This window comes from Pseudomonas sp. P20 (assembly GCF_016463925.1).
Lineage (GTDB): Bacteria > Pseudomonadota > Gammaproteobacteria > Pseudomonadales > Pseudomonadaceae > Pseudomonas > Pseudomonas aeruginosa.
In genome coordinates, this window is record NZ_JAEMVM010000029.1 from 76,286 (window position 1) to 96,813 (window position 20,528).

At 69.1% G+C, this 20,528-nt stretch carries 17 protein-coding genes; 7 read left to right on the top strand and 10 right to left on the bottom strand.

Annotated features, from left to right (window positions below; translation table 11 throughout):
* Nucleotides 1–2: 2 nt before the first annotated feature.
* The 9 genes from xylB to JHD77_RS27280 form a co-directional block, all read right to left on the bottom strand.
* Nucleotides 3–1,511 (bottom strand): xylulokinase, encoded by a 1,509-nt coding sequence (gene xylB / locus JHD77_RS27240; protein ID WP_073698776.1) that lies wholly within the window; start codon nucleotides 1,509–1,511, stop codon nucleotides 3–5.
* Nucleotides 1,508–2,983 carry a mannitol dehydrogenase family protein gene (locus tag JHD77_RS27245; RefSeq protein WP_003105368.1) on the bottom strand — a complete coding sequence of 492 codons (1,476 nt, stop codon included), beginning with the start codon at nucleotides 2,981–2,983 and terminating at the stop codon, nucleotides 1,508–1,510. The genes xylB and JHD77_RS27245 overlap by 4 nt, the downstream gene beginning before the upstream one ends.
* Nucleotides 2,984–3,005: 22 nt before the next feature.
* Nucleotides 3,006–4,118, bottom strand: a complete 1,113-nt coding sequence (locus JHD77_RS27250) for an ABC transporter ATP-binding protein (protein ID WP_003115000.1) — start codon at nucleotides 4,116–4,118, stop codon at nucleotides 3,006–3,008.
* Between the two features lie 39 nt (nucleotides 4,119–4,157).
* Nucleotides 4,158–4,991, bottom strand: coding sequence for a carbohydrate ABC transporter permease (locus JHD77_RS27255; protein WP_003105365.1), 834 nt, complete (start codon nucleotides 4,989–4,991; stop codon nucleotides 4,158–4,160).
* Between the two features lie 10 nt (nucleotides 4,992–5,001).
* Entirely contained in the window at nucleotides 5,002–5,934 is a 933-nt protein-coding gene (locus tag JHD77_RS27260; RefSeq protein WP_003105364.1) for a carbohydrate ABC transporter permease, read from the bottom strand.
* A 75-nt stretch (nucleotides 5,935–6,009) separates the two neighbouring features.
* On the bottom strand, nucleotides 6,010–7,320 hold the full coding sequence (locus tag JHD77_RS27265) for an ABC transporter substrate-binding protein (RefSeq protein WP_003105362.1): 1,311 nt from the start codon (nucleotides 7,318–7,320) through the stop codon (nucleotides 6,010–6,012).
* Nucleotides 7,321–7,477: 157 nt separating this feature from the next.
* Nucleotides 7,478–8,383, bottom strand: a complete 906-nt coding sequence (locus JHD77_RS27270; RefSeq protein ID WP_003089438.1) for an AraC family transcriptional regulator — start codon at nucleotides 8,381–8,383, stop codon at nucleotides 7,478–7,480.
* A 151-nt stretch (nucleotides 8,384–8,534) separates the two neighbouring features.
* The gene (locus JHD77_RS27275; protein ID WP_003124602.1) at nucleotides 8,535–9,875 is read right to left on the bottom strand and encodes an aryl-sulfate sulfotransferase; all 1,341 of its coding nucleotides are present in this window, start codon (nucleotides 9,873–9,875) and stop codon (nucleotides 8,535–8,537) included.
* Between the two features lie 22 nt (nucleotides 9,876–9,897).
* The gene (locus tag JHD77_RS27280; protein WP_003117849.1) at nucleotides 9,898–12,267 is read right to left on the bottom strand and encodes a TonB-dependent receptor; all 2,370 of its coding nucleotides are present in this window, start codon (nucleotides 12,265–12,267) and stop codon (nucleotides 9,898–9,900) included.
* A gap of 149 nt (nucleotides 12,268–12,416) precedes the next feature.
* On the opposite strand from JHD77_RS27280, the gene JHD77_RS27285 reads away from it, so the two are divergent.
* Both JHD77_RS27285 and JHD77_RS27290 read left to right on the top strand, forming a co-directional pair.
* Nucleotides 12,417–13,328, top strand: coding sequence for a LysR family transcriptional regulator (locus JHD77_RS27285; protein ID WP_003105356.1), 912 nt, complete (start codon nucleotides 12,417–12,419; stop codon nucleotides 13,326–13,328).
* Nucleotides 13,329–13,424: 96 nt separating this feature from the next.
* Nucleotides 13,425–15,041 carry an alkaline phosphatase family protein gene (locus JHD77_RS27290; RefSeq protein ID WP_031755542.1) on the top strand — a complete coding sequence of 539 codons (1,617 nt, stop codon included), beginning with the start codon at nucleotides 13,425–13,427 and terminating at the stop codon, nucleotides 15,039–15,041.
* Here JHD77_RS27290 and JHD77_RS27295 read toward each other — a convergent pair whose 3' ends face one another.
* The gene (locus JHD77_RS27295; protein WP_003089436.1) at nucleotides 15,042–15,947 is read right to left on the bottom strand and encodes an AraC family transcriptional regulator; all 906 of its coding nucleotides are present in this window, start codon (nucleotides 15,945–15,947) and stop codon (nucleotides 15,042–15,044) included.
* Nucleotides 15,948–16,051: 104 nt separating this feature from the next.
* On the opposite strand from JHD77_RS27295, the gene JHD77_RS27300 reads away from it, so the two are divergent.
* From JHD77_RS27300 to JHD77_RS27320, 5 genes are read left to right on the top strand one after another with little or no spacing between them, the layout of a single operon-like run.
* The gene (locus tag JHD77_RS27300; protein WP_003089433.1) at nucleotides 16,052–16,612 is read left to right on the top strand and encodes a carboxymuconolactone decarboxylase family protein; all 561 of its coding nucleotides are present in this window, start codon (nucleotides 16,052–16,054) and stop codon (nucleotides 16,610–16,612) included.
* Nucleotides 16,613–16,661: 49 nt separating this feature from the next.
* Nucleotides 16,662–17,729 (top strand): acyl-CoA dehydrogenase family protein, encoded by a 1,068-nt coding sequence (locus JHD77_RS27305; protein WP_003117847.1) that lies wholly within the window; start codon nucleotides 16,662–16,664, stop codon nucleotides 17,727–17,729.
* Nucleotides 17,726–18,562, top strand: coding sequence for an ABC transporter ATP-binding protein (locus JHD77_RS27310; protein ID WP_003115101.1), 837 nt, complete (start codon nucleotides 17,726–17,728; stop codon nucleotides 18,560–18,562). The genes JHD77_RS27305 and JHD77_RS27310 overlap by 4 nt, the downstream gene beginning before the upstream one ends.
* Nucleotides 18,528–19,727 (top strand): ABC transporter substrate-binding protein, encoded by a 1,200-nt coding sequence (locus tag JHD77_RS27315; RefSeq protein ID WP_003107732.1) that lies wholly within the window; start codon nucleotides 18,528–18,530, stop codon nucleotides 19,725–19,727. The genes JHD77_RS27310 and JHD77_RS27315 overlap by 35 nt, the downstream gene beginning before the upstream one ends.
* The gene (locus tag JHD77_RS27320) at nucleotides 19,724–20,488 is read left to right on the top strand and encodes an ABC transporter permease (protein WP_003089428.1); all 765 of its coding nucleotides are present in this window, start codon (nucleotides 19,724–19,726) and stop codon (nucleotides 20,486–20,488) included. The genes JHD77_RS27315 and JHD77_RS27320 overlap by 4 nt, the downstream gene beginning before the upstream one ends.
* The last annotated feature ends 40 nt before the right edge of the window (nucleotides 20,489–20,528 follow it).

Consider the following 20,528-nt stretch of genomic DNA (forward strand, 5'->3'; position numbering starts at 1 on the left):
CATTATCGCGGAGGCAGGTGCTCCAGGTAACGCCGGTAGGCCTGTTCGTAGGCCGCCTGTTGTCGCGCCTGGGGCTGGGTGCGGGTCGACTCCTCGAGCGCCACGCAGCGCCGGCACAGGGCTTCCAGGCTTTCACCGGCGCCGCTTTCGCGGCCCAGGCTCCAGGCCGCCTGGAGCGCCGCGCCAAGGGCGGCGGCCTCGGTCTGCCGCGGACAGACCAGCGGCAGGCCGAGCAGGTCGGCGAGCGTCCGCCGCCACAGCGGGTTCTTCGCCGCGCCGCCGACCAGGCGGATTTCCTCGCCCGGCAGGCCGCTGGCGCGCAGCAGGTCGAGGCCGTAGCGCAGGCCGAAGGCGGTGCCTTCGAGCACCGCCCGGCAAAGATTGGCGCGGCTCAGGTTGGCCGCGGTCATGCCATGCAGGCTGGCGCTGGCGTGCGGTAGCGCCGGAACCCGCTCGCCGTCGAAGAACGGCAGCATCAGCAGACCCTCGGCGCCGACCGGCGCCTGGGCGGCCAGCCGGGAGAATTCGTCGAGGTCGAGGTGCAGCAGGTCCTGTACCAGGCCGCAGGCGCCGGTGAGGTTCATCGTGCAGGCCAGCGGCAGCCAACCGCCGGACGAGGCGCAGAAGGTCGCCAGCTCGCCGTGCGGACTGACCAGCGGCCGCTCGGCATAGGCGCTCAGGGTGCCGGAGGTGCCCAGGCTGGCGGTGAGCAGGCCGGGGCGGATGTTGCCGGTGCCGATGGCGGCGAGCATGTTGTCGCCGCCGCCGCAGGCGACCCGCGTGTGGGGAGCCAGGCCGAGGGCGGCGGCCGCTTCGGGGCGCAGGTTGCCGATGCAGGCGCCGGGCTCGATCAGCTCCGGCAGCGCCGCCGCCAGGCGTCCGCCCGGCTCGACCAGCTCCAGCACGTCGCTGGCCCAGGTGCGCCGGCGCACGTCGAAGTAGCCGCTGCCGGAGGCGTCGCCCGCTTCGCTACAGACGCGGCCGGTGAGCCAGTGGTTGAGGTAGTCGTGGGGCAGGAGGATATGCGCGACGCGGGCGAACAGCTCGGGAAAGCGTCGCTTGCTCCAGAGCAGCTTGGACAGCGTGTAGCCCGGCGCGAGCACCAGCCCCAGGCGTTCCAGCGAGCCGGCCGGGCCGCCGAGGGCTTCCAGCAGCTCGCGGTTCTCCGCCGCGCTCTCGGTGTCGCACCAGAGCTTGGCCGGGCGCAGCGCCCGGCCCTCGGCGTCGAGCAGGAGCAGCCCATGCTGCTGGGCGGAAACCGCCAGGGCGCGGACCTCGCGGCCGTCCACCGCGGCTTCTTCCAGGGCCATGCGTACCGCGCTGGCCATGGCTTCCAGCCAGTCCGCCGGGTCCTGCTCGCGGCGTCCGTCGCGGCCTTCCGGCGGGCGCTGCGCGGCGCTGCCCAGGCCCAGCGTGCGGCCGCTGCCGGCGTCGAGCAGCAGCGCCTTGCTACCCTGGGTGCCGCAATCGATGCCGAGGAACAATCCGTGCATGCGGCCCTCCGGAGTCATTCGCCGAGTACCTGGCGCAGGGTTTCGCTGACGCCGTGTCGGCGCAGGCTGTCGTAGAGCCGCTCGAAGGCCTCGACGAAGGCCGCCGAGGCCGGGATCGCCGGGCCGAACACGGTCTCCACGCCGAGCAGGCGCCGGCCCAGGCCGTGGCGTTCGGCAACCAGCGCCTGGCATTCGGCGGCGCGCGGATCGGGAATCGGGTAGCGTTCGCCATGCTCGTCGACCCCACCCAGGTACAGCGCCCAGGCCGCCACCACCAGGGCCACCCGTTCCAGCGGCCGGCCGGCGGCGATCAGCCGATTGGCGGTGGGGACGATGAACTTGGGAAACTTCGACGAGCCGTCCGAGCAGACCCGTTCCAGTTGGTCGGCGATGGCGCGGTTGGCGAAGCGCTCGACCAGGCTGTCCTTGTAGCGTTCCAGGTCGATCCCCGGTACCGGTGCCAGCAGCGGGGCCACGTCGCGGTCCATGAAGGCCCGCACGTAGCGACGCAGCAGCGGGTCGCCGAGGGTCTCGTGGACGAAGCGGTAGCCGCGCAGGAAGCCCAGGTAGGTGAGCGCCAGGTGGCTGCCGTTGAGCAGGCCGATCTTCATCTCCTCGTAGGGCGTGACGTCGTCGGTGAACTGCACGCCGACCTTTTCCCAGGCCGGGCGCCCAGCGCTGAAACGATCTTCCAGCACCCATTGCACGAAGGGTTCGCAGACCACCGGCCAGGCGTCTTCCACGTCGTGCCGTTGGGCCAGTTGGCGGCGGTGGGCGGGGCTGGTCATCGGGGTGATGCGGTCGACCATGGCGTTGGGAAAGCTGACGTGCGTCGCGATCCAGCGCGCCAGCCCCGGGTCGAGCCGTTCGGCGAAGGCCAGCAGCGCCTTGCGCGCCACCTCGCCGTTATGCGGGAGGTTGTCGCAGGACATCACGGTGAACGCCGGCACGCCTGTGTCGCGGCGCCGCCGCAGAGCCTCGCAGAGAAAGCCGAAGACCCCGCGCGGGGTCCGCGGGTTGGCCAGGTCGTGGCGCACCAGCGGCAACTCGGCGAGGAACTCGCCGCTGCCATCGTCGATGCAGTAGCCGCCTTCGGTGATGGTCAGCGAGACGATGCGGATGGCCGGCTCGGCAAGTTTTTCCAGCAGCGCCTCGGCGCCGTCCTCGGCGAGCAGCATGCCGCTGATGGCGCCGATCACGCGGACCTCGGTGTCCGGTTGGTCGCCCAGCTCGTAGAGGGTGTAGAGGTAGTCCTGGGCGGCCAGGGCGTCGTGCATGGCGCGGTCGTCGCTGCGCAGGCCGGCGCCGCAGATCGCCCAGTCGAGGGCTTCGCCGCGGTTCATCAGGGCGTCGGTGTAGGCCGCCTGGTGCGCGCGGTGGAAGCCGCCGACGCCGATGTGGACGATGCCCTGGCGCAGTTGCGCGGGGTCGTAGGACGGGCGGGCGACAGCGGTCGCCAGCAGGGGGAGGTGCTGCCGGTTGAGTTTCATCGGTGGGTTCCCGCTGGCGGCTTCAGGCCGCCTGTTGCAGTCGTTTGTCGAGGGCCTGGCCGTTGCTATCGAACAGGTGGCAGTGCTCCGGATCGAAGCCCAGCTCCAGGGGGGCGCCGTAGTCCGGTGCGAAATCGCCGCGCACGCGCAGGGTGAGCATTTCCCCCGAGTCGGCGCGGACATGGCAGAAGCTGTCGCTGCCCAGGCGCTCGCTGACGTCGGCGGCGACCCGCAGCAGGCCCTGGAAGGCATGGCCCGGGCGGGCGATGTTCAGGTGTTCCGGGCGGATGCCGAGGGTCACCGGGCTGCCGGTTGCCAGCTCGCCGGCGCATAGCGGCAGGCCGACGCGCGCGCCGCATTCGAGGGCGACCTCGCAGCGCTCGCCCTGGTTGCGGCTGAGATGGCCGCGCAGGAAGCCCATCTTCGGCGTGCCGAGGAAGCCGGCGACGAACAGGTTGGCCGGATGGTGGTAAAGCTCCAGCGGCGAGCCGACCTGCTCGACGCGCCCGCCGTTGAGCACCACGACCTTGTCCGCCAGGGTCATCGCCTCGACCTGGTCGTGGGTCACGTAGATCATGGTCGCCGCCAGTTCCTGGTGCAGCCGCGCCAGTTCCAGGCGCATCTGCACGCGCAGGGCGGCGTCGAGGTTGGACAGCGGTTCGTCGAAGAGGAATATCTTCGGGTTGCGCACGATCGCCCGGCCGATCGCCACCCTCTGCCGCTGGCCGCCGGAGAGCTGGCGCGGCTTGCGCTCCAGCAGCGCTTGCAGTTCGAGGATGCGTGCGGCGGCGTCGACCTTGGCGGCGACCTCGCGCTTGTCGACGCCGGCCAGGTCGAGGGCGAAGGAGAGGTTCCTGCGCACCGTCATGTGCGGGTACAGCGCGTAGGTCTGGAAGACCATCGCCAGGTCGCGTTTCGCCGGCGGGGTGTCGGTGATGTCCGTGCCGTCGAGGGCGATGCTGCCGCCGCTGGCCTCTTCGAGGCCGGCGATCAGGCGCAGCAGGGTCGACTTGCCGCAGCCGGAGGGGCCGACGAAGACTACGAACTCGCGGTCGCGGACGTCGAGGTCGATGCCCTTGATGATGGCCTGGCCGTCGAAGCCTTTCTGCAGGTTGCGGATCTTGAGATCAGCCATGGCGGAATACCTCCGTGGACGAAAGGATGGGGATGCGCTTCATTTCACGGCGCCGAAGGAAAGGCCGCGTACCAGCTGCTTCTGGCTGATCCAGCCGAAGACCAGGATCGGCGCGCAGGCGAGGGTGGAGACGGCCGAGAGCTTGGCCCAGAACAGTCCTTCGGGGCTGGAATAGGAGGCGACCAGGGCGGTCAGCGGGGCGGCGGCCGAGGAGGTCAGGTTGAGCGACCAGAAGGCCTCGTTCCAACACAGGATCAGCGACAGCAGCAGGGTCGAGGCGAGCCCGCCGCGGGCGATCGGCAGCAGTACGCGGACGATCTCCTGCCAGGTGCCGGCGCCGTCCAGGCGCGCTGCTTCGAGGATGTCCACGGGGATGTCCTTGAAGTAGGTGTACACCATCCAGACCACGATCGGCAGGTTGATCAGGGTGTAGACGATGATCAGCGCCAGCCGCGAATCGAGCAGGCCGAACTGCTTGGCCAGCAGGTAGATCGGCATCAGTACGCCGACCGGCGGAAGCATCTTGGTCGACAGCATCCAGAGCAGCGTGCGCTTGGTGTGGCGGGTCTCGAAGAAGGCCATGGAGTAGGCCGCCGGCACCGCGACGAGCATGCACAGGAGAGTCGCCGAGGAGGAGATCAGCAACGAGTTCCAGGCGTAGGCGAAGTAGTCGCTGCGCTCGTTGATGTGCAGGTAGTTCTCCAGGGTCGGCTGGAAGATGAACTGCGGCGGCGTGGCGAAGGCGTCGATCTCGCTCTTGAAGCTGGTCAGCAGCATCCAGAAGATCGGGAAGAACAGCAGCAGGGCGATGCCCCAGCAGAGCAGGCCGAGCAGGGCATTGCGCAGGCGGCGGGATTGCTTGAGTGTCAGCATGGCGGGTTCCTCAGCTGCGCTCGGTAAGGTTCTTGCCGATCATCCGCACCAGCACGATGGCGGCGATATTGGCGATCAGCACCGCGATCAGGCCCCCGGCCGAGGCCATGCCGACATCGAACTGCAGCAGCGCCTGGTTGTAGATCAGGTAGGCGAGGTTGGTCGATTCGTAGCCGGGGCCGCCGCTGGTGGTGGTGAAGATCTCGGCGAACACCGAGAGCAGGAAGATCGTCTCGATCATCAGCACCACCGCGATGGGCCGCGCCAGGTGCGGCAGGGTCAGGTGCCAGAAGATCGCCAGCGGACCGGCGCCGTCGAGGCGGGCAGCCTCCTTCTGCTCCTGGTCGAGGGACTGCATGGCGGTCATCAGGATCAGGATGGCGAAGGGCAGCCATTGCCAGGAGACGATGAGGATGATCGACAGCAGCGGATAGTGCGCCAGCCAATCCACCGGCTCGGCGCCGAACAGGCGCCAGACGGCGGCGAGGATGCCCGAGACCGGGTGGAAGATCAGGTTCTTCCAGAGCAGCGCGCTCACCGTCGGCATGATGAAGAACGGCGAGATCAGCAACACCCGCACCGCGCCGCGGCCGAAGAACTCGCCGGCCTCCAGCAGCGCGGCGATGAGCACGCCGAACGCCACGCTGATCGCCAGCACGCTGCCCACCAGCAGCAGGGTGTTCAGCGCGCCGGGCAGGAAGCCGGCGTCGGTGACGAAGAAGGTGAAGTTCTCCAGGCCGACGAAGGCATTCTCGCCGGGATACAGCAGGTTGTAGCGGATCAGCGAGAAATACAGGGTCATGCCCAGGGGCACGATCATCCACAACAGCAGCAGCGCCACCGAGGGGCTGACCAGGAGCCAGCCAGGGCCGCGCCGGCGGCGCTGGAGACGGCGGCGGGCGGGACGGGCCGGGAGCGGGGTATCGAGGGCCGAGGTGTTCATGGCGACTCCGTCTGGATCTTCAAGGACAAGCGCTCGAGCAGCGCCGCGCCGGGCGCGGCTGCGCCCGGCGGCGGACTACTTCGGATAGCCGGCGCGCTTCATCTCGCGGGCGGTGCTCTGCTGCGCGGCGGCGAGCGCCTGGTCGCTGCTCATCTGCCCGGTGAGGGCGGCGGAGAACAGCTTGCCGACCTGGGTGCCGATGGCCTGGAACTCGGGGATGGTGACCAACTGGATGCCGACATAGGGCACCGGCTTCAGCGTCGGATGGTTGGGATCGACGCGCTTCAGCGATTCCAGGGTGACCCGCGCGAACGGCGCGGCGGCCAGGTAGGCCTCGCTGTAGGTCGAGGCGCGGGTGCCGGGCGGCACGTTGGCTACGCCTTCCCTGTCCGCCACCAGCTTGCCGTACGCCTGCGAGGTGGCCCAGGTGGCGAAGGCCTTCGCCGCGTCCTTGGCGCGCGAGCTGGCGGGAATCGCCAGGGCCCAGGAATACAGCCAGGAGGCGCCCTTGTCGGTGACTTCCCGGGGGGCGAAGGCGAAGCCGGTGGCGTCGGCGACCTTGCTCTGGCTCTTGTCGGTGACGAACGAACCGGCGACGCTGGCGTCCACCCAGATCGCGCACTTGCCGCTGTTGAACAGCGCCAGGTTCTCGTTGAATCCGTTGCTGGAGGCGCCGGGCGGGCCGTACCGCTTGAGGGTGGAGACATAGAAGTCGAGAGCCTTCTTCCATTCGCCGCCGCTGAATTCGGGCTGCCATCGCTCGTCGAACCAGCGTGCGCCGAAGGCGTTGGCCAGGGTGCCGATCAACGCCATGTTCTCGCCCCAGCCGGCCTTGCCGCGCAGGCAGATACCGTACTGGCCCTGGTCCGGGCGGTTGAGCCTGGCGGCGAACTCGCCGAGCTGGGTCCAGGTCGGTTGCTCGGGCATCCGCAGCCCGGCCTGCTGGAACAGGTCCTTGCGGTAGTAGGTGATCGAGGCTTCGGCGTAGAACGGCAGGGCGTACAGCGTGCCCTTGACGGAGAGACCGTCGCGCACCGAGGGCAACAGGTCGTCCAGGGCGTAGTCGGCGGGCAGCCCGCTCATCGGCTCCAGCCAGCCCTTGGCGCCCCACAGCGCGGCTTCGTACATGCCGATGGTGAGCAGGTCGAACTGTCCACCCTGGGTGGCGATGTCGGTGGTCAGGCGCTGGCGCAGGACGTTCTCTTCGAGCACCACCCATTTCAGCGCGATGTCCGGGTGGCTTTCCTCGAACACCTTGGACAGGCGTTGCATGCGGATCATGTCGTTGTTGTTGACCGTGGCGATGGTCAGGGTCTCGGCGCCCTGGGCCAGCAGGGGCAGGGCGAGGCAGGCGGCGGCCAGGCAGGCCTTGATCGAGTCGTTCATCGGTGAACTCCTCTTCCGGGCCGGCGGGCGGCGCGGAAGACATTATTGTTTTTGTGTCGCTCGCTGCCGATTACACAGGCGCGTCACGCAACCGACAAAGCCTCGACTGCACTTCGACCGATACTTTTTTGCACCGCCGGGGTGGGGCGCTGGAGGCTCAGAGCAGGTTCTGCTCGGTCAGCCGCTGGGTCACCAGGCGCCGGTAGCCGGTGGGCGTCATGCCCTTGAGCTGCTGGAAGCGCCGGTTGAAATTGGACAGGTTGCTGAAGCCCGACTCGAAGCACACCTCGGTCACCGGCAGCTCGCTGCGGGCCAGCAGCTCGCAGGACTTGCTGATGCGCAGGCGGTTGACGAACTCGACGAAGCCGCGCCCGGCGGCCTGCTTGAAGAAGCGCGAGAAGTAGGTGGGGGTCATGCCCAGGTGGGCGGCGACCTGCTCCTGGGTGAGGTCCTGGGCGTAGTGCTGGAAGATGTAGTCCACCGCCCGGTTGATCCGTTCGACGTTGTGCTCGTCGGCCAGTTGCGAGGAAGTGACGGTAGAGAGCAACTGGTAGTCCTCGCATTCGGCGAGCTGTTCCATGAGGATAAAAAAGTATCCCAGGCGGGTCATGCCGCCGCTGTCGGCGATGCGTTGCAACAGTCGCCGGCTTTCGCCGATCAGCGCCGGGTCGCGGAACTCGATGCCGTAGCGCGCCCGCGCCAGCAGCGGGGCCAGGCGGTTCAGCTCGGAGAATACGCCGCTGCCGTCCTCCAGCACCTCGTCGGTGAAGTTCACCAGCATGTCGCGCCGGGCCACCACCTCGTCGGGCTCAACCTGGCTGATCCAGTTGTGCGGCAGGTTGGGACCGGTGAGGAACAGGGTGTCGGGGGCGAAGTTGCCGATGTAGTCGCCGATGAATACCTTGCCGGAGCTGGCGACGATCAGGTGCAGCTCGTATTCCTTGTGGAAGTGCCAGCGCACCAGCGGGCTGGGGAAGCCGTGCTGGCGGTAGATCAGCGAATGGCCTTCGTGATCGTCCATCAGCTCGTAGGACGGATCGGTGACTTTGCTGGCTCTGGGCATGGGCGCGGGCCGACCGGGGGAACGAAGGCACATCCTAGCCCGAAGCGGCGGGGCTGTGCAGGGGACCACCCGCGAGCCTCGCTCCCATGCGTGGCGCCGGGTGGCCGCAGGGGCGGGTAGCGGGCCGTGGCTCTATCCGCCGCCATCCGCTTCAACGCCGCGCCGTGACCTGCGGCGTGGCGCCGGGAACCGCCAGGTTCACCGCCTTCTCCTCGCGCGGCGTACCTTCGGGCACCCAGTCGTAGGCCACCGGCAGCGCGCGGTAGACCCAGTTGCTCCGGGCGTCGCCGCGCGGCGCCTTGCCGAAGTAGGGGCTGACGTACTCCCAGACGATCTCGCCGCCGGGCGTTACCTGGAAGAAGCGTCCGTTCTGCCCTTCGTCGATCAGCGTATTGCCGTTGGGCAGGCGCCGCGCGCTGCTGATGAAGGCGCTGTAGAAGGCCCAGCCGGGCTGCTGCGAGTCCTCGGCAGTGTATTGCCAGACGATCTGCTTCTTCAGCGGGTCGATTTCCAGTACCCGCGAGCCGGAGACCAGCCCGCGCTGTACCGAGGGGTAACCGGCGTCACCCTGGTTGTCGAACACCAGCAGGTTGCCGGCGCCCGGCAGGCCCTCGGGAATGAGGTGGGCGTCGTGCTGGCCACTGATCTGGTCCACCGGGCGCGGCAGCTTACGGGCGCTCTTCGGGTCGATCGGCGGAAGGTTCGGGCCGAGGCGCCAGACCACCTTGCCGCTGGCCTTGTCGACGATCGCTATGAAGTTGGCGTTGCGTGAGTCGAGCAGCAGGTTGTCCGGGGCGAAGCGCCGGTCGCCGGCAGCGTGCCAGCGGTTCTCGCCGAGCGGGGCGAGGTTGTTGATGTGCAGGTAGTCGGGGTTCTCGCTGGCCCGTACCCGCTTCAACTGGTCGGCGGTGAATCCGAATTCGTCGAGATGCTCCGAAGCGGTCCAGCTCCAGGCCAGCTTGCCCTGCGGCGTGACCTCGTAGATCACGTCATCGATTACCCGGGGCACGGCGAAGCCCTTCACCGCGTGGACCTTGTTCGCCAGCAGCAGGGTGTTGCCGTTGGCCAGCCGGCGCTGGTCGTGGTGCTGATGGGCGGCGCCGCCCGGCGCCTGGTCACCCCAGCGCCAGACCTCCTTGCCATCCCAGTCCAGCTCGCCGAGGGCCTGGTTGGCCAGGCCGTTGCCGGGCGAGGCCAGCTTGTCCGGAGCGGCCAGGTCGGCCAGTTGCAGCAGCACATGGCCGCGCTTGCCGCCGTTCAGGGCCGGGTCGATCACGGCGGCGGGGAAGCCGGGGTAGTCCCAGCGCTTCACCTCGTTGCCGTTCATGTCGATCAGGTGGGTCTTACGGTCTGCGCCGCTGAAGATCACGTACTGGTTGAAGGCCTTCTGCGGGTCGTAGCGGGTCACTCCGGTGGGGTAGACGCTGGGCGCGGCATGGGCGCCGGCGGCGAGCAGCGCGGCGCTGAGCAGGAGCATCGGGAATCTGGGCATGGCGGGTTCCTCGGCGATCGGTTCAGAAGTCGTAGCGGGCGGTCACGCCCAGGGTGCGCGGCGTGCCGAGCACGCCGGCGTAGCCGCCGTTGGCGGAATTCCAGAGGCTGGTGAAGTAGGTCTTGTCGAAAGCGTTCTTCAGCCACAGGGACAGGTCCCACTGGCCGTCCCCGTAGTCGCCGCGCAGGCCGGCGGAGGCGTTGACCAGGGCGTAGCTGGGGATCTGTCCGTATGCGGAGTCGTCGATGGTGCCCACCGCCCTGGAGCGGAACGCGTAGCTGGCGGTGAGGTAGGGCTCCAGGCCATCGTCGAGCTTCCAGCGATACTCGCCATTGAGGTTGGCGATGTACTTCGAGGCACCGACCACCTGGTGCCCGCTGAGGTCGCAGGACGCCGGGGCGCCGGTCTGGAAGGCCACCTCGGGGGCGCACGGGGCGTTCTTGTAGGACAGGTAGCGAACGTCGTTGTAGGACGCATTGAAATTCAGGGTCAGGCCGCGGATCGGCAGGGCCGTCGCTTCGAACTCCAGGCCGCGCGAGCGCACATCGCCGGCATTGGTCAGGTACTGGGTGCGGTTGGCCTCGTCGTAGGCATTGGCCTGGTAGCCGTGGACCACGGTCCAGAACAGGTTGCCGTTGAGGATCAGGCGGTTGTCGAGGAGGGTGGTCTTCAACCCCAGCTCGGCATCGTTGGCGCGCTCGGTGCCAATCAGCAGCGAGTCGGCACCGGCGCTGGGAGCGCTGGCCACGGTCAGGTTGACGCCGCCGGATTTCTCGCCGTGGGACAGCGAGGCGTAGCCCAGAACCTGGTCGCTGAAGCGGTAGCTGAGGCTGAGCAGAGCGGACGGACTGACGCTGTGCAGGCCGATGTCGCCGCTGTCGTAGGCGCCGACCCTGCCGTTGCGCGCGGCCGCCGCCGCGCCGCTCACCGCGGCGCCGCCGAGCGGGGCGTAGCGTTCGACCCAGGCGGACTTTTCCTCGTAGGTGCCGCGCACGCCGGCGGTGAGGTCCAGGCGCTCGGTTAGGTGCCAGGTGCCCTGGGCGAACAGCGCGTAGCTGTCGGTGTCGATGTGCCCGCGACCGCGGGTGCTGACGTCGCTCAGGGCGCCGGCGGGGGTTCCGTTCCAGATGTCTGCCCTGGGCCCGTAGTCGGTGAAGGACTTGTTGTCGAGGTCCTGGCCGAAGTAGTAGGCGCCGAGCACGTAGTCGAAGAAGCCGCCGCTGGGCGAAGCCAGGCGGATTTCCTGCGACCACTGCTTGTCGCGCACCGAGACTCCGGCGTTATAGGCCGCCGGTACGTCCAGGCCGTCGTCGTTGCGCGGCGTGAAATCCCACCAGCGGTAGGCGCTGATGGAAGTGAGGGTGAAGTCGTTGGCCAGCTTCCAGTTGGCTTCCACCGAGGTTCCGCCCTGGAACACCGTGACCTGCTGGTCCGAGTCGAAGTTGACCTTGCGCCGATGGCCGTCCACCAGCGTCGCGCCGGCCGCAGCGGCGCGCTGTTCGTAGCGGTTCACGCCGTTCACCGTGGGGCCGCTGCTGAACAGGGTAAGGACACCATTGTCGGAGTCTTCCTCGTTGTAGTCGCCGATCCAGCGCAGGCTGAAGTCGTCGTTCGGCTTGAACAGCAACTGCCCGCGGAAACCCTGGCGTGCGCCGCCGTTGAGGGTGTTGCCGTCGTGGAGGTTCTTCACGTAGCCGTCGTCGCGGGTGCGGTAGGCCGACAGGCGCCCGGCGAGGGTCTCGCCGAGCGGTCCGGAAATCGTGCCCCTGGCCTGGAAGTAGCCGTCCTCGCCGCCGGATATCTCAACGCTGCGCTCCGGAGTGAAGCTCGGCGCACGGGTGCCGATGTTGATCACCCCGGCCGTGGTGTTCTTGCCGAACAGGGTGCCCTGCGGGCCGCGCAAGACCTCCAGCTGCTCGATGTCGAGAAGGTCGAACGAGGCCATGCCGGGGCGGCCGAGGTAGACGTTGTCGAGGTACAGCCCGACGCTGCCTTCCAGGCCGTCGCTGGCCGGGTTGTTGCCGAGGCCGCGGATCGACACGCTGGACTGGCGCGCGTGGACGTAGGCGACGTTGGTGCTCGGCACCAGTTGCTGCAGGTCCTGCACCCGGTAGATGCGCTGGCTCTCCAGGGTTTCGCCGCCGAGCACGCTCATCGCGGTGGGCACATCCTGGGAGTTTTCCACCCGTCGCCGCGAGGTCACCGTGACGGTCTGCAGGGTGGTGGCCGGCTGCGCCTGGCGCGCCTCTTCGGTGCCCGCGGGGGTGTCGTCGGCGCCGGCCAGTTGCGCCCCTCCGGCGCAGGCCAGGCAGATCGACAGGGGCAGCAGGCGACGGCGGAACGGTGCGCTGCGGGACGACGGGATGGAGCGGTACGCGGGTCGGCGATTCATGTGTGGGTCCTGGATGAAGGGGTGACTGCTAATTCCGTATGGTTATTTATTTATGTTTTATATTGCTTTTACGGAATAAGAGATTGCCTTTATAAAAAGCCCACGCCGTCCCCGGCAATTGCATTCGCCCGATATTTTCCATGTAGAAAATGCATATCGATCTCCGCCAGCTCCGCCACTTCATCGCCCTTCACGAGCACCGCAGCTTCGTCGCCGCGGCGCTGGCGGTTAACCTTTCGCAATCGGCCTTCAGCCGCAGCATCCAGGCGCTCGAACACAGCGCTGGCTGCCGCCTGGTGGACCGCGCGGCCAAGGACCTGCGTCCGACCAAGCAGGGCCTGATCGTCCTCGAACATGCGCGCCGGCTGGTCAGCGGCGCGCACAACCTGGCCAACGAGATCGCCCTGTTCAACGGCCTGGAGGCCGGCGAACTGCGCTTCGGCGCCGGGCCGGCTCCCGCCACCTGGCTGGTGCCGCGTGCGGTGGGGCGCTTCAACGTGCGTTATCCGAAGGCGCGGGTGAGTTTCCAGGTCGAACACTGGCAGGCGCTGAACCGCCGCCTGCAGGCCGAGGAGTTCGAGTTCTTCGTCGCCGACACCCGGCATTTCGAGGCCGACCCGCAATACCGGACCTCGCGCCTGCGTCCCCGGCGCTGGCATTTCTGCTGCCGCGAGGGGCATCCACTGGCCGCTCGCGAGAGCGTTTCCGCCGAGGAGCTGTTGAGCTTCCCGCTGGCGACCAACATCAGCCCGCCGAACATCCGCAAGGTGCTGGTGGACCTCAGCGGGCGTCCCGACTTCCGCCCGGCCATCGAGTGCGAGAACGGCCATAGCCTGCTCGGCGTGGTTCTCGCCTCGGATGCCATCGGCATCAGCAGCGGCCTCGGCGACCTGGCGCCGCCGGGACAGGGAGGCCTGCGTCCGCTGCGGGTGCGCGAGCTGCCCGACGACCTCGACGAACTGCATACCCGCTACGGCATCGTCAGCCGCGCCGGCTACAGCCTGTCGCCGCTGGCGGAGGCGATGATCGACGAGCTGAAGCGGGTCGACGACGCCACCTGAATTGCGTCGCACGCATGCCAACTATGTTCCGAATGCGCTTGCCGCCGGACGCGGCGGACCGCGAAATGAAGCGTCGTTTCCTTTTCGCGAGCCGTCATGAGCCAGCCCAAGCCGATCCGCAACGTCCTCTACATCATGTGCGACCAACTGCGTCGCGATTACCTGTCCTGCTACGGCCATCCCTATCTGCACACGCCGAACATCGACCGCCTGGCCGCGGAGGGCGTGCGCTTCGCCCGTGCCTATACCCAGGGCACCATCTGCGGGCCGTCGCGGATGTCCTCGTACACCGGGCGCTACGTCAGCAGCCACCAGGTGGCCTGGAACGCGGTGCCGCTGCCGCTGGAGGAGCTGACCCTGGGCGACTACCTGCGCGCCGCGGGAGTCCGCACCGCGCTGGTCGGCAAGACCCACGCCACGGCCAACCTGGAAGGCATGCGGCGGCTCGGCATCGATCCGGCCAGCGCGCGCGGCGCGGCCCTCGCCGAAGCCGGCTTCGAGCCCTACGACCGCAATGACGGGGTCTACCCGGATGACCCGGCCTTCGCCGACAAGCGCGAAAGCGCGCCCTACACCCACTACCTGCGGCGCCTCGGCTTCACCGGCGACAACCCCTGGCACGACTGGGCCAACTCCGCCGCCGGCGCCGACGGGGAAATCCTCAGCGGCTGGCGGATGCGCCATGCCGGATTGCCGACACGCTTGCCGGAGGCGCACAGCGAGACCGCCTATACCACCCGTCGCGCCATGGATTTCATCGACGAGCAGGGCGAGCGTCCCTGGTGCCTGCACCTGTCCTACATCAAGCCGCACTGGCCCTACATCGCGCCGGCGCCGTACCACGCGCTGTACCGCGCCGACCAGGTGCTCCCGGCGCTACGCGCGGCGCCCGGCGAAGAAAGCGACCACCCGGTGTACCGCGCCTTCCGCGAACATCGCGAGAGCCTCAATTTCTCCCGCGAAGACGTGCGCCGGCAGGTGATACCTACCTACATGGGGCTGATCCGCCAGGTCGACGACCAGCTCGGCCGGCTCTTCCAGCACATGCGCGCCAGCGGGCGCTGGGACGATACCCTGATCGTCTTCACCAGTGACCATGGCGATTTCCTCGGCGACCACGGCCTGGGCGAGAAGGAGTTCCTCCTCGAGTCGGCGGTGGGCGTGCCGTTGCTGATCCGCGATCCGCGCCCCGAGGCGGACGCCACCCGCGGCCGGGTGGAGGAGGCGCTGGTGCAGTCCATCGACGTACTGCCGAGCATCCTCGAAGCCTTCGCCGTCGAGCCCGCCAGCCATCGCATCGAGGGCCGTTCGCTGCTGCCCTTCGTCCATGGCGCGCCGCCGGCGGACTGGCGCCCCTACGCCATCGCCGAGTACGACTACGCCTTCCAGGCGCCGGCGCGGGAGCGCCTGGGCCGACCCATCGATGCCTGCCGCATGTACATGGTGCGCAGCGAGCGCTGGAAGTACATCGCCTACGACGGCTTCCGCGCCCAACTGTTCGACCTTGCCAGCGACCCCGGCGAATTGCGCGACCTCGGCGCCGACCCGGCGCATGCGGCGGTGCGCGAGGCCCATGCCGGGATGCTGTTCGACTGGCTGCGCGGGCTGAAGCGGCGGACTACCATCAGCAACGCGGAGATCGACCTGCGCGGCCAGGCGTTCCGCTACGGCGAGCCGGAAGGCGGGCGCCTGGTACCGATCGGTCTCTGGTGATCAGCGGCTGGCCTTGCGATAGGCCCCCGGCTGCTGTCCGGTGGCCTTGTGGAAGGCACGGGTGAAGGCGGCGGTGGACTGGTAGCCGACCGCCGCCGCGACCTCGGCGACGCTGGCGTCGGCGCGCAGCAGGGCGCAGGCGCGGTGCATGCGCAGGGCCAGCAGGACCTGCCCCGGCGACTGACCGCTGAGTTCGTTGAAGCGCTTGAAGAAGGCCGAGCGCGAGAGTCCGGTGCGTTCGGCCATCTGTTCCAGGCTCCAGGGCTGTTCGGGTGCCTCGATCAGCGCTTCCAGCAGGCCGGCGAACTGCGGCTGGCGTGCCAGTGCCACCAGGCCGCCGAGGGTCGGGTTGTCGAGCACCTGCTGGCGCAACACGTAGAGGAACAGCAGGTGGCTGAGGCGCTCCAGCAGAACCGGCGACGGCGCCGGCTGGCGGCGGCACTCGTCGACGATCAGGGCGAACAGGCGTCGCGCCGCGTCCAGCGCCGGATCGCCGGCGCGCAGGATCAGCCAGTCGGGCAGGGCGTCGACGATCAGCCCGGACAATCCCGAATGGAAGTGGAAGAACCCGCAGACCAGGCCGGCACCGTCCGCCGCGTTCCACTCCAGCGCCTGCATTTCGCCACGCGGCTGGCAGCGCGCGGCCTCGGCGGTGGCCTCGCTGGACAGGCGGAACTCGACGTCGCGCAGGAAGAACAGCGCGTCGCCGCTGTCCAGTCGCCAGCCCCGGGCGCTTCCGGCGACGTGCGCCCAGCAGTGTCCCTGCACCACCAGGTGGAAGCTGGCACGCGCCAGACCGTGGGTGGAGGCATGCCAGCCGCCGCAGTAGCGACCGACATGGAACAGGCTGGTGTCGACTTCGAGGCTGTCTAATAACCAATCGACAAGGGGGTTGGACGAATTCATCTAAGGGAAAGACTCAAGAGCAAGTGATAGCGACTTTAGAATATTGAATGGATTTCTTATTACCAAGAGACTTCTTCGACACCTCAACCACCGGAGTCGAAAGCATGTCACGCGTTCCCGTGCTCACCCTGGAAAACGCCCCCGAGGCGGCGCGTCCGTTCCTCCAGACCGCGCTGAACAACTCGGGTTATATCCCGAATCTGCTCGGCGTGCTGGCCAATGCGCCGGCCGCCCTGGAAACCTACCTCACCGTGTCCGGGCTGAACGCCAAGGCCAGCCTCGGCCTGCCCGAGCGGGAAGTGGTGCAACTGGTGGCGGCCACCACCCATGGCTGCGACTTCTGCGTTGCCGGGCACACCGCGGTGGCGCGCAACAAGGCGCGCCTGCCGGAGCCGGTGATCGAGGCCCTGCGCGCCCGCGGCGAACTGCCCGATGCCCGCTACGAAGCCCTGGCCGACTTCACCCGCGCGGTGATCGCCAGCCGCGGTGCGGTCACCGACGAGCAGTTCGAAGCCTTCCGCGCCGCCGGTTTCGACCAGGCCCAGGCCCTGGAAGTGATCCTCGGGGTGAGCCTGGCGACGCTCTGCAACTTCGCCAACGTGTTCGCCCGCACGCCGCTCAATGCCGAGCTGGAGCAATATCGCTGGACCAACCCGCAGGCCTGAGCCTGCGCTTGCCGGGCGGCATGCCGCGCCGGCGCAAGGAGTGACGACCATGCTTGACCCGACCCTGAGCGACTGGCTCGACCGCCAGGCCGACGCCCTCGACCGCGGCGACGCCGATCCCGCCGCGCTGCTGCCGCGCCTGGCCGCCGCCGGCGTGCTCGGCGTGGCGGTGGAGGAACGCCTCGGCGGCGCCGGCGGCACGCTCGCCGACGCGGTGGAGCGGGTGGCCGCAGTGGCGGCGCGCTCGCTGACCGCGGCGTTCGTCTTCTGGGGCCAGCGCGCCTTCATCGAGTACCTGTTGCAGAGTCCCAACCAGGAACTGCGCCAACGCCTGCTCGGCGACCTGCTGGCCGGCCGCCTGGCCGGCGCCACCGGGCTGTCCAACGCGATGAAGTTCCTCTCCGGGATCGAGGCGCTGCAGGTGGTGGCGCACGCGGAGGAGGCCGGCTGGCGCCTGGACGGTCGCCTGCCGTGGGTGACCAACCTGCGCAGCGGCGATTTCGTGGTGGCGGCGGCGATCGAACACGGGGAGGGCGGCAAGCCCTTCGTCCTGGCGATTCCCGAAGGACTCGCCGGCTTGCAGCGCTCGGCGGACCTGCGCCTGCTCGGCCTGCAATGCAGCAACACCGCCGCCCTCGATCTGCGCGCGGTGGCGGTCGGGCGCGACTGGCTGTTGCACGACGACGCCCGGCAGTTCCTGCCACGGGTGCGCCCGGCCTTCCTCGGCCTGCAATGCGGCATGGCCATCGGCCTGGCGCGCCGCGCACTGGACGAAGTGCAGCGGCACCTGGGCGGCAGCCGTTCGCTCCTGGATGGCGAGCTGGCGGCACAGCGCGAAACCCTCGACGGACACGTGGCGGCGCTGCACGCCGGACTGGCCAGCGGCGAGTTCGCCAGCCAGCCGGCACGCCTGTTCCGCATCCGCATCGGGCTCGCCGAAGCCGCCGCCAATGCCGTGCAACTGGAGTTGCAGGCCAGCGGCGGCAAGGCCTACCTGAGCGAGCACGGCGCCGGTTTCGCCCGCCGCTGGCGCGAGTCGGCGTTCGTCCCGATCGTTACGCCGAGCCTGGTGCAACTGCGCGCCGAACTGCAACGCCAGGCCGAGGCCAAGGCATGAGCGAGGCGCTCCTCGACGCTCGCGGGATCGCCCTCGGCTATCCGCGCGGTGCCGGCTGGCAGGCGGTGCTCGGCGATTTCGAATTGCGCCTGGGCGCCGGCGAGGTGGTCTCGATCCTCGGTCCCAGCGGCGTCGGCAAGTCCAGCCTGCTGCGCGTGCTGGCCGGCCTGCAGGAGCCGGCCGCCGGCAGCGTGCGGGTACTCGGCGAGCCCCTGCGCGGACCGCATCCGGGCGTCGCGGTGGCGTTCCAGGACCCCAGCCTGCTGCCCTGGCTGAACCTGGAGAAGAACGTCGCCTTCGGCCTCGATTTCGCCCGCCAGCCGCACCTCGACGCGGCCACCCGCCAGGCCCGCGTCGACCAGGCGATCGCCGCGGTCGGCCTGGAGCACGCCCGTGCCCGCTACCCGGCGCAACTCTCCGGCGGCATGGCCCAGCGCACCGCGCTGGCCCGCTGCCTGGCGCGGCAGCCGAAGGTGCTGCTGCTCGACGAACCTTTCGGCGCGCTGGACGAAGTGACCCGCGCCGACATGCAGCAGTTGCTGCTGCGGGCGATCCACGAGCGCGGCACCGCCGTGGTCCTGATCACCCACGATATCGACGAGGCCCTGCTGCTCTCCGAACGCATCCTGCTACTGGGTGACAGCCCGGCGCGGACCCTCGGCGAGTGGCGCATCGACCTGCCGCAGCCACGCGCGGAGCTGGTCGAGGAACTGGGCGCGTTGCGCATCGAGATCCTGAAAACCCTACGGCGGGCGAGCCGCACCCATGCCCATCCCATCGCTCAGCCGGAGGCCTCCCATGTGCCTGGACGACCCGACCCATTCCCGACGTGACATCCTCAAGCTCGCCGCGCTGCTCAGCGCTGCCGGCGCGTTGCCGCTGCTGAGCAGCCTGCAGGCGCGTGCCGCCGCCGAACCCGACGCGCCGGTGCGCATCGGCTACCTGCCGATCACCGACGCCACGCCCTTGCTGGTGGCCCATGCCAACGGCCTGTTCGAGGCCGAGGGCATCCAGGCCGAACGGCCGGTGCTGTTGCGTAGCTGGGCGCAGGTGATCGAGGCGTTCATCTCCGGCCAGGTCAACGTCATCCACCTGCTGTCGCCGATGACCGTCTGGGCCCGCTACGGCAGCAAGGTGCCGGCCAAGGTGGTGGCCTGGAACCACGTCGGCGGCTCGGGGCTCACGGTGGCTCCGGAGATCGCCGACGTGCGCCAGCTCGGCGGCAAGAGCGTGGCGATCCCGTTCTGGTACTCGATCCACAACGTGGTGTTGCAGCAACTGCTGCGCGACAACGGCCTGCGCGCGGTGAGCCGTGCGGTGGGCGCGGCGCTGGCCGCCGACGAGGTCAACCTGGTGGTGCTGCCGCCTTCGGACATGCCACCGGCGCTGGCCAGCAAGCGCATCCACGGCTACATCGTCGCCGAGCCGTTCAACGCCCTGGCGGAGAACCTCAAGGTCGGCCGGGTACAGCGCTTCACCGGCGATGTCTGGCGCAACCACGCCTGCTGCGTGGTGTTCATGCACGAACACGACCTGGAGCGGCGGCCGCAGTGGTCGCAAAAGGTGGTCAACGCCATCGTCAAGGCCCAGCTATGGACTCGCGAGCACCGCGCCGAGGCCGCACAGTTGCTGTCCAAGGCCGGAGCCAACCGCTACACGCCGCACGCACCGGAGGTCCTCGGCCGGGTGCTGGCGCCGGGCGCCGAGGAGCAGCAGGCCTATCTCGCCAGCGGCGCGATCCGCCACGCCGACTGGCAGGAGCGGCGCATCGACTTCCAGCCCTATCCCTATCCGAGCTATACCGAGGAACTGGTGCGGCGGCTGAAGGACACCCTGATCGAAGGCAATAATGCCTTCCTCGCCAGCCTCGATCCGCGCCAGGTGGCCAGTGACCTGGTGGACGACCGCTTCGTCCGCCAGGCCCTGGCAGAGGTCGGCGGGCTGCAGGCGTTCGGCCTCGCCGAGGGCTTCCAGCGCAGCGAGGAGATCAGCCCGTGAGGCAGACGCTGCGCCAGGGCGCGCTAGGCGTCGCCGGGCTGCTGGCGCTGTTCGCCCTGTGGTGGCTCGGCGTGGCCCTGTTCGGCGCCGCCGACGGCCTTTCGGCACGCTTCTCGCCGCAGGCGACGTTGCTCAGCCTGGGTGAACTGCTGGAACGCCGCGAACTCTACGAGCACGTGCTGGTGAGCCTGAAACGGGTCCTGCTGGGCTTGTTCCTGGCGCTGCTGGTGGGAGTGCCGCTGGGGCTGCTGGTGGGCGCCTCGCGCAACCTGGAAGCGGCGACCACTCCGGCGTTCCAGTTCCTGCGGATGATCTCGCCGCTGTCGTGGATGCCCATCGCGGTGATGCTGATGGGCGTGGGCGACCAGCCGATCTATTTCCTGCTGGCCTTCGCCGCGCTCTGGCCGATCCTGCTGAATACCGCCGCCGGCGTGCGCCAGCTCGACCCGCGCTGGCTGCAACTGAGCCGCAGCCTCGCCGCCACGCCCTGGGAAACCCTGCGCCGGGTGATCCTGCCGGGCATCCTCGGCCATGTGCTGACCGGCGTGCGCCTGGCCATCGGCATCCTCTGGATCGTCCTGGTGCCTTGCGAGATGCTTGGCGTCAGCGCCGGGCTCGGCTACTACATCCTCGACACCCGCGACCGCCTGGCGTACTCCGAGCTGATGGCGATGGTGCTGCTGATCGGCCTGCTCGGCTACCTGCTCGACGCGGCGGCGCGCGGACTCTACCGGCGCTGGGCGCACGGGGCGCTCGGGTAGGACGAGGTACCGGTGCGCTGGCGGATAGCGCTGGGGCGCT

Excerpts from the sequence above, each read along its gene's own strand:
- xylB (WP_073698776.1), bottom strand. The coding sequence starts at position 1,511 with ATGACTCCGGAGGGCCGCATGCACGGATTGTTCCTCGGCATCGATTGC.
- JHD77_RS27245 (WP_003105368.1), bottom strand. The coding sequence starts at position 2,983 with ATGAAACTCAACCGGCAGCACCTCCCCCTGCTGGCGACCGCTGTCGCC.
- JHD77_RS27250 (WP_003115000.1), bottom strand. The coding sequence starts at position 4,118 with ATGGCTGATCTCAAGATCCGCAACCTGCAGAAAGGCTTCGACGGCCAG.
- JHD77_RS27255 (WP_003105365.1), bottom strand. The coding sequence starts at position 4,991 with ATGCTGACACTCAAGCAATCCCGCCGCCTGCGCAATGCCCTGCTCGGC.
- JHD77_RS27260 (WP_003105364.1), bottom strand. The coding sequence starts at position 5,934 with ATGAACACCTCGGCCCTCGATACCCCGCTCCCGGCCCGTCCCGCCCGC.
- JHD77_RS27265 (WP_003105362.1), bottom strand. The coding sequence starts at position 7,320 with ATGAACGACTCGATCAAGGCCTGCCTGGCCGCCGCCTGCCTCGCCCTG.
- JHD77_RS27270 (WP_003089438.1), bottom strand. The coding sequence starts at position 8,383 with ATGCCCAGAGCCAGCAAAGTCACCGATCCGTCCTACGAGCTGATGGAC.
- JHD77_RS27275 (WP_003124602.1), bottom strand. The coding sequence starts at position 9,875 with ATGCCCAGATTCCCGATGCTCCTGCTCAGCGCCGCGCTGCTCGCCGCC.
- JHD77_RS27280 (WP_003117849.1), bottom strand. The coding sequence starts at position 12,267 with ATGAATCGCCGACCCGCGTACCGCTCCATCCCGTCGTCCCGCAGCGCA.
- JHD77_RS27285 (WP_003105356.1), top strand. The coding sequence starts at position 12,417 with ATGCATATCGATCTCCGCCAGCTCCGCCACTTCATCGCCCTTCACGAG.
- JHD77_RS27290 (WP_031755542.1), top strand. The coding sequence starts at position 13,425 with ATGAGCCAGCCCAAGCCGATCCGCAACGTCCTCTACATCATGTGCGAC.
- JHD77_RS27295 (WP_003089436.1), bottom strand. The coding sequence starts at position 15,947 with ATGAATTCGTCCAACCCCCTTGTCGATTGGTTATTAGACAGCCTCGAA.
- JHD77_RS27300 (WP_003089433.1), top strand. The coding sequence starts at position 16,052 with ATGTCACGCGTTCCCGTGCTCACCCTGGAAAACGCCCCCGAGGCGGCG.
- JHD77_RS27305 (WP_003117847.1), top strand. The coding sequence starts at position 16,662 with ATGCTTGACCCGACCCTGAGCGACTGGCTCGACCGCCAGGCCGACGCC.
- JHD77_RS27310 (WP_003115101.1), top strand. The coding sequence starts at position 17,726 with ATGAGCGAGGCGCTCCTCGACGCTCGCGGGATCGCCCTCGGCTATCCG.
- JHD77_RS27315 (WP_003107732.1), top strand. The coding sequence starts at position 18,528 with ATGTGCCTGGACGACCCGACCCATTCCCGACGTGACATCCTCAAGCTC.